Source organism: Bradyrhizobium sp. 33ap4, assembly GCF_032654765.1.
GTDB lineage: Bacteria > Pseudomonadota > Alphaproteobacteria > Rhizobiales > Xanthobacteraceae > Bradyrhizobium > Bradyrhizobium australafricanum.
In genome coordinates, this window is sequence record NZ_JAUMTJ010000064.1 from 1 (window position 1) to 13,339 (window position 13,339).

General features: G+C 64.1%; 16 protein-coding genes and 1 tRNA gene. 5 read left to right on the forward strand and 12 right to left on the reverse strand.

The genetic code is table 11. The features are described 5' to 3' along the window. The first annotated feature begins 78 nt into the window (after window positions 1-78). Window positions 79-723 (forward strand): AMP-binding enzyme, encoded by a 645-nt coding sequence (locus tag Q2M23_RS35385; protein ID WP_316398505.1) that lies wholly within the window; start codon window positions 79-81, stop codon window positions 721-723. Window positions 724-740: 17 nt separating this feature from the next. On the opposite strand, the gene Q2M23_RS35390 is transcribed toward Q2M23_RS35385, so the two are convergent. Then, the gene (locus Q2M23_RS35390; protein WP_316398506.1) at window positions 741-1,298 is read right to left on the reverse strand and encodes a cytochrome P460 family protein; all 558 of its coding nucleotides are present in this window, start codon (window positions 1,296-1,298) and stop codon (window positions 741-743) included. 261 nt (window positions 1,299-1,559) lie between these two features. Between Q2M23_RS35390 and Q2M23_RS35395 the strand changes: the two genes are divergently transcribed. Further along, window positions 1,560-1,907: a DUF6665 family protein gene (locus Q2M23_RS35395; protein ID WP_057020400.1), complete on the forward strand. Its 348-nt coding sequence runs from the start codon at window positions 1,560-1,562 to the stop codon at window positions 1,905-1,907. Window positions 1,908-1,986: 79 nt separating this feature from the next. Here the strand turns inward: Q2M23_RS35395 and Q2M23_RS35400 are convergent, their stop codons facing one another. The 8 genes from Q2M23_RS35400 to Q2M23_RS35435 all read right to left on the reverse strand — a co-directional run bounded on the left by Q2M23_RS35400 (window position 1,987) and on the right by Q2M23_RS35435 (window position 9,299). Continuing rightward, window positions 1,987-2,256 (reverse strand): DUF1150 family protein, encoded by a 270-nt coding sequence (locus tag Q2M23_RS35400; protein WP_016843536.1) that lies wholly within the window; start codon window positions 2,254-2,256, stop codon window positions 1,987-1,989. 50 nt (window positions 2,257-2,306) lie between these two features. After that, window positions 2,307-2,732 carry an Hsp20 family protein gene (locus tag Q2M23_RS35405; RefSeq protein ID WP_057020402.1) on the reverse strand — a complete coding sequence of 142 codons (426 nt, stop codon included), beginning with the start codon at window positions 2,730-2,732 and terminating at the stop codon, window positions 2,307-2,309. A gap of 170 nt (window positions 2,733-2,902) precedes the next feature. Continuing rightward, window positions 2,903-3,985, reverse strand: coding sequence for a sn-glycerol-3-phosphate import ATP-binding protein UgpC (locus Q2M23_RS35410; protein WP_316398507.1), 1,083 nt, complete (start codon window positions 3,983-3,985; stop codon window positions 2,903-2,905). After that, window positions 3,985-4,833 carry a sn-glycerol-3-phosphate ABC transporter permease UgpE gene (gene ugpE / locus Q2M23_RS35415; protein ID WP_316398508.1) on the reverse strand — a complete coding sequence of 283 codons (849 nt, stop codon included), beginning with the start codon at window positions 4,831-4,833 and terminating at the stop codon, window positions 3,985-3,987. Before ugpE ends, Q2M23_RS35410 begins: the two co-directional genes overlap by 1 nt. After that, entirely contained in the window at window positions 4,833-5,714 is an 882-nt protein-coding gene (gene ugpA, locus Q2M23_RS35420; RefSeq protein ID WP_057020405.1) for a sn-glycerol-3-phosphate ABC transporter permease UgpA, read from the reverse strand. The genes ugpE and ugpA overlap by 1 nt, the downstream gene beginning before the upstream one ends. 157 nt (window positions 5,715-5,871) lie before the next feature. After that, a complete protein-coding gene (ugpB, locus tag Q2M23_RS35425) occupies window positions 5,872-7,188 on the reverse strand; it encodes a sn-glycerol-3-phosphate ABC transporter substrate-binding protein UgpB (RefSeq protein ID WP_316398509.1) in 1,317 nt (438 codons plus the stop codon). 290 nt (window positions 7,189-7,478) lie between these two features. After that, entirely contained in the window at window positions 7,479-8,684 is a 1,206-nt protein-coding gene (locus tag Q2M23_RS35430; RefSeq protein ID WP_316398510.1) for a CaiB/BaiF CoA-transferase family protein, read from the reverse strand. 189 nt (window positions 8,685-8,873) lie between these two features. Next, the gene (locus Q2M23_RS35435) at window positions 8,874-9,299 is read right to left on the reverse strand and encodes an organic hydroperoxide resistance protein (protein ID WP_076833862.1); all 426 of its coding nucleotides are present in this window, start codon (window positions 9,297-9,299) and stop codon (window positions 8,874-8,876) included. Window positions 9,300-9,467: 168 nt separating this feature from the next. On the opposite strand from Q2M23_RS35435, the gene Q2M23_RS35440 reads away from it, so the two are divergent. Continuing rightward, a complete protein-coding gene (locus Q2M23_RS35440) occupies window positions 9,468-9,929 on the forward strand; it encodes a MarR family winged helix-turn-helix transcriptional regulator (RefSeq protein WP_057020441.1) in 462 nt (153 codons plus the stop codon). A 56-nt stretch (window positions 9,930-9,985) separates the two neighbouring features. Here the strand turns inward: Q2M23_RS35440 and Q2M23_RS35445 are convergent, their stop codons facing one another. The 3 genes from Q2M23_RS35445 to Q2M23_RS35455 all read right to left on the reverse strand — a co-directional run bounded on the left by Q2M23_RS35445 (window position 9,986) and on the right by Q2M23_RS35455 (window position 10,910). After that, complete coding sequence (locus Q2M23_RS35445) at window positions 9,986-10,177, reverse strand: GIY-YIG nuclease family protein (protein ID WP_076833793.1); 192 nt, start codon at window positions 10,175-10,177, stop codon at window positions 9,986-9,988. A 154-nt stretch (window positions 10,178-10,331) separates the two neighbouring features. Beyond that, window positions 10,332-10,407: transfer RNA gene (locus Q2M23_RS35450), tRNA-Ala, on the reverse strand. Between the two features lie 95 nt (window positions 10,408-10,502). Beyond that, window positions 10,503-10,910, reverse strand: coding sequence for a TIGR02300 family protein (locus Q2M23_RS35455; RefSeq protein WP_057020408.1), 408 nt, complete (start codon window positions 10,908-10,910; stop codon window positions 10,503-10,505). A gap of 145 nt (window positions 10,911-11,055) precedes the next feature. Between Q2M23_RS35455 and aroA the strand changes: the two genes are divergently transcribed. After that, window positions 11,056-12,393, forward strand: coding sequence for a 3-phosphoshikimate 1-carboxyvinyltransferase (gene aroA / locus Q2M23_RS35460; RefSeq protein ID WP_316398511.1), 1,338 nt, complete (start codon window positions 11,056-11,058; stop codon window positions 12,391-12,393). After that, window positions 12,390-13,019 (forward strand): (d)CMP kinase, encoded by a 630-nt coding sequence (gene cmk, locus Q2M23_RS35465; protein WP_057020410.1) that lies wholly within the window; start codon window positions 12,390-12,392, stop codon window positions 13,017-13,019. Before aroA ends, cmk begins: the two co-directional genes overlap by 4 nt. Window positions 13,020-13,339: the final 320 nt, after the last annotated feature.

A 13,339-nucleotide genomic window follows, 5' to 3' on the forward strand; every position in this document is an offset into this window, starting at 1 on the left:
TAGCCATGTCGTTCTGTGAGCCAAGGAGTTGAGTGTTATAGTTGTCTTCCTAAGACCGCTTGGCCTCCGACTTGGCCTATGGCGCAGCTGTTCGGCCAGACCGAGGCGCCGATGATGATCTCGATGATGCCGCCCGCCGATCACTACAATCCGGACGGCACCATCGCGATGGAGCGACTCTCGTCGGCCGGGCGGATCGGCCCGCTGGTGCAGGCCGGCATCATGGATGGCGACGGCAAGCTGTTGCCGGCGGGATCGCGCGGCGAGATTGTGGTACGCGGCTCGCTGGTGATGGAAGGCTACTACAAGAACCCCGAGGCCACGCGCGAGGCTTCGGCGCATGGCTGGCACCACACCGGCGACATCGGCTACATCGACGGCGACGGCTATCTCTATATCGTCGATCGCGCCAAGGACATGATCATCACCGGCGGCTTCAACGTATATTCGATCGAGGTCGAGAACGCGTTGCGCGCCCACGAGGCGGTGCAGGATTGCGCCGTCATCGGATTGCCTGACGACAAATGGGGCGAGCGGATCGTCGCCGTGGTGCAGCCGCGCGTCGGCCACACTGTCGATGCGAGCGGGCTCGCCGCCTTCGTCAAGCAGCAGATCGGCAGCATCAAGACGCCGAAGCAGATCGAGGTCTGGGACGATCTGCCGCGTTCCAAGGTCGGCAAGGTGCTGAAGCCGGACATCCGCGCGCGGCTGGTGCAACGCTAGCCCGTGCGATCCGATGTCTACCTCTTGCCGTACTCGGTGAAGACGTAGTCGCGATTCTGTACCACCGTGTGGCACGCATGGCCGCACTTCGCGTCGTTTTCCTGGGGCGGATTGTCCGCCGTGGTGGCGGGCCTGAACACATCTGACGCCGCGTCATACTCGAACGCGCCGTATCCCCATCCGCCACTGTCTGCGAACCTCTTGCTGTCCTTGACCATGAAGTCGACGTCATGCTGCGCACCCGGCACCGTCGGTTGACCGGGATACGCCTCCTGCTTCTTCGGGATCCAATGGATCTTCGCCATCTTGGCGCCATCCGGGAACGGCTTGCCATTGCCGGGCACGCCCTCCCGGTAAGCGCCGATCATCACCGGATTGCCCAGGATCACGGCGATGACGCCTTCGTTCTCGCTGATCGCGATCACCGGCCAGTCCTCGTATCCCCTGAACTCGGAGAACGCGAGCCCGTTGGGCACCTGCAGGCTGTACTTGTCCTGCGCGGAAATCGCGACACCTGTCGCGAGGACGGAAATCGACACCGAAGCAACGAGATTGATCAGCGAGCTCTTCTGCATGTTCGCATCTCCTTCAATCGATTTGGCGGCGAATAATTCGTGCTGGAAATTCCTTGTCGCAGTGCTTCTCGCAGGAAGTTATTACAGCACGGAAATGCACAGAGCGAAATGGAGCTGCGGCCATGGTCCGCTGCCCAAGCCTGTGCAATGAATTGCTCAAGTTGAGCGAGCTTTCGCTTGGCGATCGACGACACGAGCACCTATTGACAACCAGCCGATGACACCGGAAGACGGACGCGCGCAACGAACCAGGGATGACTGATGTCCCGCGATTTTCGCCTTGATCGCGTTCCCGTCGACGTTCTCGCTTACGAGCTCGCCGAAGAGAGGGCGAGTGCGCTCGGCCGCATGGGCCGCGCGCTGGAACAGGCACTCGCCAGGCTGCGCGAGTTCGATGCCGCCCATCCGCGCGCTGAAACATCGACGTCAACACAACAGGCACGGCGCCTCCTGGTGCGGGAGGCCGGCCATGCGCTCTGGATGTTCGTGGTGCAGCGGGAAGCCTGCGGGCTGCGCAACAACCGCATGCTGATGCGCGACTACAACGTGCCCGGCGAGGTGCAGCTCAGCATGGGCCCGATGCTCGCCACGTCGACCTCATCGCCATAAAAAATGCGCAGGCCCCCTCGGTGACGAAGCAGGCCCGCGCATTGAATTCGCGGATGCTGAATTCAGCCGTAGATTTGCGTCAGTGGACGCTGACGGCCTGCAGCTCGTTGCTCCACGCATTTGCGACCGCGGCTTCGCGGCTGTCGGTCAGCATGATCGGCGTGCCGTCGGCGGCGTGCAGTGCGAACAGCTTGAGGCCCGGCGCGATCTTCGGCGCTTGCGGAAAGAGATCCGGCACGTCCTCGGAGCGGACCTGCTTCACGTAGGCGATATGACCTTCGCCCAGATGGGCCAGCGCTTCCGGCGTGACGCTCTCGGATTCGATGGTGGTGGTACTCAGTTCACTCATGGTCTCGACTCCTCAGTCAGATAAGCGGTCGAGTCCGCTCGTTGTTTCTATTATTCGTGCTCATTGATAGCGATTGTCTTAATGACCCGTTCAGGTTCCGGCCTGGCCAGGTCGATCGACAACAACCCGTTCTTCAGATCCGCGCCCAGCACATGCATCCCCTCCGCCAGCACGAAGGTGCGCTGGAAGTGGCGCGCGGCGATGCCGCGATGGATGTATTGCCGGGCCTTGTCGTCCTGCTGGCGGCCGCGGATGACGAGCTGATTTTCCTCAATAGTTACATCGAGTTGGTCGCGGGTGAAGCCCGCCACCGCCAGCGTGATGCGCAGCCGCTCAGGCTGCCCGTTGGTACGGTCGCACCGCTCGATGTTGTACGGAGGATAGCCGTCGGCGCCCTTCACGACGCGGTCGAGCGCACGCTCGATCTCGTCGAATCCCAGAAGGAACGGACTGGACAACGATGGAACACGAGACATTACAAAGTCCTCTCGAAGCGACTTTGAGGGGCCCTTGCGGCGCCCCATGCAACCGGCGGGCCGTCTGGCCTCCGGTCAGTGAGGGATATGGGGGCGATCTGGATAGCGTTCAAGCAGCCCCGAAACCAGCCTAAACGCCCGCAACATGGGGGTAAATTCTTCCCGATCGGTTACTCCCCGACGCGCTTGCGGCCATCGGCGGTAAAAAGATGCAGCTTGTCGCGGGGGGCGACGGCCCGGATCCGCTCGCCGATGGCGGGACCCGAGACGCCGGGAACCCGGACGATCACCTCACCGGGCGGCAGCTCGCCCGGATTGGCGGCAACGCCCTGCTCCTCGCGCTGGCGGCTGCCGTAGACGAAGGTCTCGGCGCCGACATGCTCGATCGCCTCGACGGTGAGGCCGAGCGCGACGCCGCCGGATGCGGTCTCGCTCGAGATCACGAAATCCTCCGGCCGGATCCCGACAATGCCGGCGCCGTCGGCGCCCGTGATCTGGGGCTTCAGCTCGTCCGCGCGCAGCGGCATCAGGTTCATCGGCGGGGCGCCGATGAAGGAGGCGACGAAGGTGGTCGCCGGCTTCTGGTAGATGTCCAGCGGATTGCCGACCTGCTCGACCTGGCCGCCGTTCATGACGACGAGGATGTCGGCGAGCGTCATCGCCTCGAGCTGGTCGTGGGTGACGTAGATCGACGTGGTGTTGAGCCGGCGCTGCAGTTTGCGGATCTCGACCCGCATCGCGATGCGCAACTTGGCGTCGAGGTTCGACAGCGGCTCGTCGAACAGGAACACTTTCGGCTGGCGCACGATGGCGCGGCCCATCGCGACGCGCTGGCGCTGGCCGCCGGAAAGCTGGCGCGGCTTGCGCTCCAGCATCGGCGAGAGCTCGAGGACGCGCGCGGCTTCCTCGACGCGGGTCTTGATCTCGGCCTCGGCCATGCCGCGGTTGCGCAGGCCGTAGGCCATGTTGTTGTAGACGCTCATATGCGGATAGAGCGCGTAGTTCTGGAACACCATCGCGATGTCGCGATCAGCAGGCTCGACCTGGTTCACGACGCGGCCGCCGATGTCGATCTCGCCGCCGGTGATGGTCTCGAGCCCCGCGACCATGCGGAGCAGCGTGGACTTGCCGCAGCCGGATGGGCCGACCAGCACGCAGAACTGGCCGTCGCCGACGTCGACATCGACACCCTTGATGGCCTCGAAGCCGCCGGGATAGGTCTTGCGGACGCTGCGCAGCGTGACGTTAGCCATTACTTTTCCGTCTCCACCAATCCGCGCACGAACAGTTTCTGCATCACGACGACGACGAACACCGGCGGCAGCATCGCGAGCAACGCGGTCGCCATCACAATCGGCCATTCGGTCAGCGCGTCCGTCGTCGTGATCATCTTGCGGATGCCGACCTGGATGGTCTGCATGTCGTCGCGCGTGGTGATCAACAGCGGCCAGAGGTACTGATTCCAGCCGAGGATGAAGAGGATCACGAACAGCGCGGCCATGTTGGTGCGCGACAGCGGCAGCAGCGTATCCCAGAAGAAGCGGAACGGGCCTGCGCCGTCGATCCGCGAAGCCTCCAGCAATTCATCCGGCACGGTCATGAAGAACTGGCGGAACAGCAGCGTCGCGGTGGCCGACGCAATCAGCGGCAGCGACAGGCCGGCATAGCTGTCGAGCAGATGCAGATCGGCGACGATCTTGTAGGTCGGATAGATGCGTACCTCGACCGGCAGCATCAACGTGATGAAGATGATCCAGAAGATCGCCATCCGGAACGGAAACCGGAAATACACGATCGCGTAGGCCGAGATGATCGAGATCGCGATTTTGCCGACCGCGATCAAGAGCGCCATGACCAGCGAGTTCAGCATCATGTGGAGCACCGGCTCGCGGGTCGAGCCGCTCGTGCCGACAAACAGCGTCTGGTAGTAGGTCTGGAGGAAATGGCCGCCGGGCAGCAGCGACATCTGGCCGTTGGCGATCACGGCGTTGTCCTGGGTCGAGGCGACCAGCGCGAGATAGACCGGGAAGGCGACGATCGCGATCCCGATCCACAGGATGGCGTGAGCCAGATAGCGCTGGAAGCCTTCCGCCTCGACCATCAGTAGGTCACCTTGCGTTCGACGAAGCGGAACTGGATCGCCGTCAGCATGACGACGATGACCATCAGGATGACCGACTGCGCCGCCGACGAGCCGAGATTGCCGCCGAGCAGGCCGTCCGTATAGACCTTGTAAACCAGCGTCTCGGTCGCCTTGCCGGGACCGCCGCGGGTCATGGTGTCGATGATGCCGAAAGTGTCGAAGAAGGCGTAGACGATGTTGATGACCAAGAGGAAGAAGATGGTCGGCGACAGCAGCGGGAAGATCACGGTCCAGAACCGCCGCATCGGCCGGGCGCCGTCGATCGCGGCGGCCTCGATCACGCTTTTCGGGATGCTCTGCAGCCCGGCGAGGAAGAACAGGAAATTGTAGGAGATCTGCTTCCAGGCCGCGGCGAGGATGATCAGGGCCGCCGCCTGATCGCCGTCGAGCAGCGGATTCCAGTCGATGCCCATGGCGCGCAGATAGCGCGACAGCACGCCGAGCGAGGGGTGCAGCATGAACACCCAGAGTACGCCAACCACCGGCGGGGCCACCGCATAGGGCCAGATCAGCAGCGTGCGATACAGCGTCGAGCCGCGCAGCGGCCTGTCAGCCATCACCGCGAGCAGCAGCGCGAAGGACAGCGATGAGACCGCGATCGCGAACGAGAACACGAAGGTCCGGACGATCGCCGCGAAATAGGCCGGGTCCTTGAACAGCTCGAGATAGTTCTCGAACCAGACGAAGCTGGTGGAGAGGCCGAAGGCGTCCTGCAGCAGGAAGGACTGGATCACCGCCTGCAGGGCCGGCCAGTAGAAAAAGATCAGGACGATCGCGAGTTGCGGGGCAACCAGCGCGTAAGGCAACAGCTTTGACTGGAAAATCGCTTGCTTTTGCATGGGCTCGGAAGAAGGGCAGGCCGCGGATGCGGCCCGCCGGTTGATCGCCCTAAAGCGCGATGAGATGAGGTTGGATCGTCATCGCGCCTTAGCTTGTCGTCTGGGCATGGTGGAAAACCGCTTCGCGCTTGTCCGGTTCATGCCCGAAGGCATCATGTCAGCGGACGGCGGTCTTTTCAAACTGCCGCAGCATCTGGTTGCCGCGCTCGACGGCGGCGTCCAGCGCCTGCTTGGCGGTCTTCTTGCCGGCCAGCGCCTGCTCGATCTCCTCCGACCACATGTCGCGCAGCTGCACCATGTTGCCGAGGCGCAGACCGCGGGAATTCGCGGTCGGCTCCTTGTTGGTGAGCTCGAGCAGCGGGGTCTCGAGATAGGGCTGGTCGTTGTAGAAGCCTTCTTCCTTGGCCTTGGCATAGGCGGCCTTGGTGATCGGCAGATAGCCCGAGGCCTTGTGGATCCAGACCTGGCGGTCGGTGTCCGAGAGGAAGGTCAGGAACCTGGCCACGCCCTTGTATTCCTCGGCCGACTTGCCGCCCATCACCCAGAGCGAGGCGCCGCCGATGATCGAGTTCTGCGGCGCGCCCTTGGCGTCGGGATAATACGGCATCGGCGCCGCGGTGAAGTTGAACTTGGCCTGCGCCTTGACGTTGCCGAAGAAGGCCGACGAGGTCAGGTAGATCGGGCATTCGCCCGAGGTGAAGCGGCCTTCGCCGGTGTTGGTGCGGCCGGCATAGTCGTAGGTCTTGTCCTTCTGCAGCTCGACGAGGCTCTCGAGATGCTTGACCTGCAGCGGGCCGTTGAATTCGAGCACGGTGTCGAAGCCGTCGAGGCCATTGGCCTTGCTGGCGAGCGGCACATTGTGCCAGGCCGAGAGCTGTTCGAGATTGACCCAGGTGACCCACGAGCCGGAGAAGCCGCAGGTGTTATAGCCGGCTGCCTTCAGCTTCTTGGCGTCGTCGAACACTTGCGGCCAGGTCTTCGGAATCTCCGCGATGTTGGCCTTCTTCAGCGCATCGAGATTGATCCACATCACCGTCGACGACGAGTTGAAGGGGAACGACAGCATCTCGCCCTTGGAGGTCGAGTAGTAGCCGGTGATCGCGGGCAGATAGACGCCCGGATCGAACTTCTCGCCGGCGTCGGCCATCAGCTTGTAGACCGGTTTGACGGCGCCGGTGGCGGCCATCATCGTCGCGGTGCCGACCTCGAACACCTGCATGATATGCGGCGCGTTGCCGGCGCGGAACGCGGCGATGCCGGCGTTCATGGTGTCGGCGTAGCCGCCCTTGTAGGTCGGGATCACCTTGTAGTCGGATTGCGAGGCGTTGAAGTCGTTGGCCAGCTTGACGATGACGTCGTTGTTGGCGCCGGTCATCGCGTGCCACCACTGGATCTCGGTCACCGCGAACGCGGGCGACGCGAATGCAAGCGCGGCAGCGGCTGCCGCGGCAGCGCCTAGTCGTCGAAAGAACATCAAAACCCCTCCCAATTGGAACATCATCTTTCGTTGCGCGCGTTATCAGCGCCGGATGACGTTCAAATGACCGTATAAACGAAAGTCATGGTAGGGGGGAAGCCGAAGCGAAGGGAAGCGGTAAAAAAGGCGAAGACCGCAGCCGGCTCCGTGCGGTGCAGCGCCAAACGCGACGTTGCACCGCAGTGTTGATGCGTCGGCCGGTTCGATACGGGCCGACGCTCCAGCTTTGTCCTGACGCGAACCGGTGCGCATCCCGCATCGCGTGCGGGACAGGCTCGAAAACGCCTTTAGCGCTTGCGCTGGGGACCGCAGACCACGCCCTTCTCAACCAGGCCGTTGATCTCGTCCTTCGAGTAGCCGAACTCGCCGAGCACTTCCGCGGCGTGCTGGCTGAACTTCGGCGGCGTCCGGCGCAGGTTCGGCTTGGTGCGTTCGAGGCGGATCGGCGAGGCGACGCCCTTGTACCAATCCTTCTCGATGACGTCGCCGCGATGAATGGTGTGCGGGTTGGTCAGCGCCTGGTCGATCTTCTGCACCGGGCCAGCCGGCAGGCCGGCGGCGAGCAGCCGGTTGCACAGCTGCTCGGCCTCGTGCTGGCTGAACACCGCGGCCAGCTCGACGCGGAGCGCATCGCGGTTGGCGATGCGCTCCTTGTTGCGGGCAAAGCGCGGGTCGGTGCCGAGCTCGGGCTTGCCGATCTCCTTGGCGAGCTTGCGGAAGGTTCCGTCATTGCCGACGCCGATGAAGATGTTGTCGGTCTTGGTCGGGAAGATCGCGTACGGAACGAGGTTGGGATGCTCGTTGCCGGTGAGCGACGGCGGCTTGCCGTGCATGAAGTAGTTCGCGGTGTGCGGATGCATGATCGCGAGCCCGGTCTCGTACAGCGTCGTCTCGATGAACTGGCCGAGCCCCGAGCGCTGCCGCTCCGACAGCGCCATCAGGATGCCGATCGTGGCGTAGAGCCCGGTGGTGATGTCGACCAGCGGCACGCCGATCCGCATCGGGCCGCTCTCCGGCGAGCCGGTCGCCGCGATCATGCCGGTCATCGCCTGGATGATCGCGTCATAGCCGGGATTGCCGCCGCGCGGGCCGTCGGCGCCGAAGCCGGAGATCCGGCAATGCACGAGGCGCGGAAATTTCGCGCGCAGCACGTCGTTGCCGATGCCCCATTTGTCGAGCGTGCCGGGCTTGAAATTCTCGATCAGCACGTCGGCGGTCTCGAGCATCTTCATCAGCACCGCGCGTCCGCCCTCGGAAGCGAGGTCGAGGCCGATCGAGCGCTTGTTGCGGTTGATGCCGACGAAATAGGCCGCGTCTTCTTCGTGGAAGGGAGGACCCCAGTCTCGCACCTCGTCGCCGGCGGGCGGCTCGACCTTGATCACGTCGGCGCCGTGGTCGGCGAGAATCTGGGTGCAATACGGACCGCCGAGCACGCGCGTCAGATCGATCACGCGCAGGCCGGTCATCGCGCCCGTAGCCGCTGGGGTATTCATGGAAGCAACCTTCGCTCAGTTGGGATCAGATAACGAGGGTCCCAGAGCTAACGGTCTTCAGCCGGGGCAGCAATGCTTCCGTCGGCGCAGGCCCATGCAGCAGGCGGCGCATGCGTTCGCCAAGCGAACCAGCCGCTGAAAGAGCAATGGTCCGCCACGTGTTGCGGCGGACCATTGCGTGATGTGGAATTAGACGACGCTCAGCTTGACGTCGACATTGCCACGGGTCGCGTTGGAATAGGGGCACACATGGTGGGCCTTCTCGACCAGCGCTTCGGCATCGTTGCGCGCAAGGCCGGGCAGCGACACCGCGAGCTCGACGGCGAGGCCGAAGCCGCCTTCCGAGCGCGGGCCGATGCCGACCGTCGAGGTCACCGAGGCGTCGGCGGGAACCTTGGGGCCGCCCTGCGAGGCCACGAACTTCATCGCGCCGATGAAGCAGGCGGCATAGCCGGCCGCGAACAGCTGCTCCGGATTGTTGCCGGCGCCGCCGCCGCCACCGAGCTCCTTCGGGGTCGTGAGCTTGACGTCGAGTGCGCCGTCGAGCGTCGCCGCATGGCCGTCGCGGCCGCCGGTTGCCTTGGCGCTGGTCTTGTAGAGCACGTTCACAGACATCGTGGTCTCCCTTGGTGGGTTGGGCTTGAATTCGATGACGCATGTATTGCACGCAAATAGATTGCGCACAATATAAAATATGCGGTCTCACATTTAATTGTTCGCAATTGAATCCGCGGTCCCGTGAGCCCAGAATGACCCGGAAACGAGATGGATTCGATGGGAATCATGGCCAGGAAACCGACGGCCGCGGATCAGGCGCTGCGGCTCGACAATCAGATCTGCTTTGCGGTCTATTCGACCGCGCACGCCTTCAACCGCGTCTACAAGCCGCTGCTCGACCGGCTCGGGCTGACCTATCCGCAGTATCTCGTGATGCTGGCGCTGTGGGAGCGCGACGACGTCGCGGTGAAGGACCTCGGCGAGCGCCTGTTCCTGGATTCCGGAACGCTGACGCCGCTCTTGAAGCGGCTGGAGGCGGCGGAGTTGATCAAACGGACCCGCAGCACCGCGGACGAGCGGGTGGTGCTGATCGCGCTGACGCCGCAGGGCCACGCGCTGCGCGAAAAGGCCAAGGCCGTGCCGCAGTCGATCCTCGCGGCCTCGGACTGCACCGTCGGCGAACTGATGGCGATGAAGGACGAGATCGTCGCGCTGCGCGACCGGCTGAATGCGGTGCTGGGGGAGTAGGGGCGGTCGGGGCGGTTAGAGGCGCTTCTTGGCGAAGGCGCGGCCGGATGCGGACTTCAGATATTTTCAAAAGCGACGGCCTGCTTCTCGTCGCTGAAAGCGACGTAGGTCTTGAGCCGCCACGGTCCAAATTTGGATGTATGGGGCACTTCCCCGGCATTGTGCTTAGCCAGTCTAGCCCGCAGATCGGTAATCCGGACATAGAAGTGCAGGCAATCAAGGCTCTCGAGAATGTAAACGTATTTCATCTGTTCCCCCCAACACACGGCTGATGGGGTGGATGCTAACGCATTCGGATTTCGGAGAGAGCCCGGCTCCGCCCTTTGGGCTACGCCGCGGCAGCCTTCGCTCACTTCGCTACGATGGACTATTCGGGCTTGCCGAGCCGAAGCTCGCGAAGGCTGGTGGAGCCAGGCGGGATCGAACCGCCGACCTCTTGCATGCCATGCAAGCGCTCTCCCAGCTGAGCTATGGCCCCTTATCCAGTTGGGATGATCCTGGGGGATCGATCCCGGTCCGCGCGGCCTGGACGACTCGCGCGGCAGCACCGTTGATCATAGATCGGCGCCGATCTCAAGTCTCTTCGTCGCCTCCGACGTCACCAATGATGTCGGTCACGTCCTCATCGCCCTCTTCCTCGTCGGCGATGAAGGTCGAATCGTCGTCGTCATCGTCGTCGATGGTCTCATCGACCTCGATATCGTCCTCGGATTCGGGAACCTGGGCCTTGACCTTCCCGGTGTTCTCCTCGGCATCGGCCTCCTCGAGCGAGACCATCTCCTCGGCCTCGGCGGGCTCCGGCATGTCGGCTGCGGTCGCAGGCGAACTGACGGTGGCGCCACGGCCCCGCGGCGGGGCGATCGGCGCGATCGGCACGACTTCGCCGGTATAGGGCGAGATCACCGGATTCTTGTTGAGGTCGTAGAACTTCTTGCCCGTGGTCGGGCAAATGCGCTTGGTTCCGAGCTCGGACTTGGCCACGTGGTAATCCCAGAATTTTCCTGAAAAACGGAGCTTCACTTGGCTAGTTGAGGAGCCGCTGTCAATAGCGGTCTGCGCGCATTTGACGGGCGCGTGACGCGGTGTTGCCTATGTGATACCTGCCGCGACGCGAGAGGACACAATCTTGGCCCATTCTGACACCCCGACCTCGCTGGACTCGCGCGCGTGCGGCCCCCTGGCCGGCACGGTCCGCGTTCCCGGCGACAAATCGATTTCCCACCGCGCCCTGATCCTGGGGGCGCTTTCGGTCGGCGAAACCCGCATTTCCGGCCTCCTGGAGGGCGAGGACGTCCTCAATACCGCCAAATCCATGCGCGCGCTCGGCGCCAAAGTGGAGCGGTCGGCGCCGTTTACCTGGTCGGTGTCCGGCGTCGGGGTCGGCGGCTTCGCCCAGCCTGCCGCGCCGCTCGATTTCGGCAACTCCGGCACCGGCTGCCGGCTGGTGATGGGCGCGGTGGCCGGTTGCCCGATCGCCGCCATTTTCGACGGCGACGCCTCGCTGCGCTCGCGGCCGATGCGCCGCATCCTCGACCCGCTGGAGCTGATGGGCGCCCGAACCAGCGACATAAGGGAGGGCGGCCGGCTGCCGCTCACCCTGCACGGCGCCCGCTATCCGGTGCCGATCGTCTACAAGACGCCGGTCGCCTCGGCCCAGATCAAGTCCGCGGTGTTGCTGGCGGGGCTCTCCGCGCCCGGCATCACGACGGTGATCGAGCAGGAGGCAAGCCGCGACCACACCGAGCTGATGCTGAAGCATTTCGGCGCCGAGATATCCTCCGAGCAGGAAGGCAGCCACGGCAGGCGAATCTCGCTGCACGGCGAGCCCGAGCTGCACGGCGCCAACGTCGTGGTGCCCGCCGATCCGTCCTCCGCGTCATTCCCGATCGTGGCCGCACTGATCGTCGAAGGGTCCGATGTCGTGTTCTCAGACGTGATGACCAATCCGCTGCGCACCGGCCTGTTCACCACGCTGCGCGAGATGGGCGCCTCGATCGAGGAGAGCGATGTGCGCGGCGATGCCGGCGAGCCGATGGCGCAGCTGCGTGTGCGCGCCTCGAAGCTGAAGGGTGTCGAAGTGCCGCCGGAGCGCGCGCCGTCGATGATCGACGAGTATCTGGTGCTGGCGGTCGCGGCCGCCTTCGCCGAGGGCACCACGATCATGCGCGGCCTGCAGGAGCTGCGCGTCAAGGAATCCGACCGCCTTGAAGCCACCGCCGACATGCTGCGGGTCAACGGCGTCAAGGTCGAGGTCTCCGGCGACGATCTGATCGTCGAGGGCCGCGGCCATGTTCCAGGCGGCGGCCTCGTTGCCACCCATATGGATCATCGCATCGCGATGTCGGCGCTGGTGATGGGCTGCGCCTCCGATCGGCCGGTGAAAATCGACGATACCGCCTTCATCGCCACCAGTTTTCCGGATTTCATCCCGATGATGCGCGCGCTCGGAGCTGATTTCGCATGATCATCGCCATCGACGGACCCGCCGCCTCGGGCAAGGGCACGCTTGGCAAGCGGCTCGCCCACCACTACGGCTATCGTCATCTCGACACCGGCGTGATCTACCGTGCGGTGGCCTATGCGATGATTCAAGCTGGTGCCGAGCTCAGCAACGAGGTGCTGGCCGTGGCCGCGGCGCTCGAGCTCGACCCCGAAAAGTTCGGCAATCCGATCCTGAAGACCCAGAAGGTCGGCGATGCCGCCTCCGTGGTGTCGGCGATTCCGCAGGTTCGTGAGGTGCTGGTGAACTTCCAGCGCCAGTTTGCCGCCGATCCGCCCGGTGCGGTGCTGGACGGACGCGATATCGGCACCGTGATCTGCCCGGATGCCGACGTGAAGATCTTCGTGGTCGCCGACCCCCGCGTGCGGGCACGGCGGCGCACGCTGGAGGCGCGCGCCCGCGGCGAGGACGCCGACGAAGAGGCGGTGCTCGCCGACATCCTCAAGCGCGACGAGCGAGACAAGAACCGGGCGATTGCACCCTTGCGGCCGGCTCCGGACGCCCACACGCTGGACAATTCGAACCTCGATATCGAGGCCGGCGTGCGTGCCGCCATCGCCATCGTCGAGGCCGCGCGCGCCAGGCGCTAGAATCGCGGGCCGTCGCGTCGCTCTCGGCCCGAAAACCCAGCAAAATGGGGCATTTCCTGCTTGCCGAAAGTCGCATGCAGGGCTATATCAGCGCCGTTCGGAGCAGCATCGACGATGTCGAGGCCGTGTCTGAGCGGGCCGGCGATGGGTTTGAACCAATCTCAAACGAAACCAACGCCGCATCTGGAGGAACGCCCGCTCCCAGGTCTTGCAGTCGATATTTTCGTTTCAGGCTCCGGATCAATCATACGTACCGAACGTGCAGTCTTGCTGCCGGCCCGCTGTTGCACCTCCTGCAATGAGCGGTCGTCAGGGTTTGC

Bases quoted from the DNA above. Each gene is read 5' to 3' on its own strand.
- Q2M23_RS35405 (WP_057020402.1), bottom strand. From the start codon at position 2,732: ATGTCTCGTGTTCCATCGTTGTCCAGTCCGTTCCTTCTGGGATTCGAC.
- Q2M23_RS35395 (WP_057020400.1), top strand. From the start codon at position 1,560: ATGTCCCGCGATTTTCGCCTTGATCGCGTTCCCGTCGACGTTCTCGCT.
- Q2M23_RS35390 (WP_316398506.1), bottom strand. From the start codon at position 1,298: ATGCAGAAGAGCTCGCTGATCAATCTCGTTGCTTCGGTGTCGATTTCC.
- Q2M23_RS35385 (WP_316398505.1), top strand. From the start codon at position 79: ATGGCGCAGCTGTTCGGCCAGACCGAGGCGCCGATGATGATCTCGATG.
- Q2M23_RS35435 (WP_076833862.1), bottom strand. From the start codon at position 9,299: ATGTCTGTGAACGTGCTCTACAAGACCAGCGCCAAGGCAACCGGCGGC.
- cmk (WP_057020410.1), top strand. From the start codon at position 12,390: ATGATCATCGCCATCGACGGACCCGCCGCCTCGGGCAAGGGCACGCTT.
- ugpB (WP_316398509.1), bottom strand. From the start codon at position 7,188: ATGTTCTTTCGACGACTAGGCGCTGCCGCGGCAGCCGCTGCCGCGCTT.
- ugpA (WP_057020405.1), bottom strand. From the start codon at position 5,714: ATGCAAAAGCAAGCGATTTTCCAGTCAAAGCTGTTGCCTTACGCGCTG.
- Q2M23_RS35410 (WP_316398507.1), bottom strand. From the start codon at position 3,985: ATGGCTAACGTCACGCTGCGCAGCGTCCGCAAGACCTATCCCGGCGGC.
- Q2M23_RS35400 (WP_016843536.1), bottom strand. From the start codon at position 2,256: ATGAGTGAACTGAGTACCACCACCATCGAATCCGAGAGCGTCACGCCG.
- Q2M23_RS35445 (WP_076833793.1), bottom strand. From the start codon at position 10,177: ATGAAATACGTTTACATTCTCGAGAGCCTTGATTGCCTGCACTTCTAT.
- ugpE (WP_316398508.1), bottom strand. From the start codon at position 4,833: ATGGTCGAGGCGGAAGGCTTCCAGCGCTATCTGGCTCACGCCATCCTG.
- Q2M23_RS35430 (WP_316398510.1), bottom strand. From the start codon at position 8,684: ATGAATACCCCAGCGGCTACGGGCGCGATGACCGGCCTGCGCGTGATC.
- Q2M23_RS35440 (WP_057020441.1), top strand. From the start codon at position 9,468: ATGGCCAGGAAACCGACGGCCGCGGATCAGGCGCTGCGGCTCGACAAT.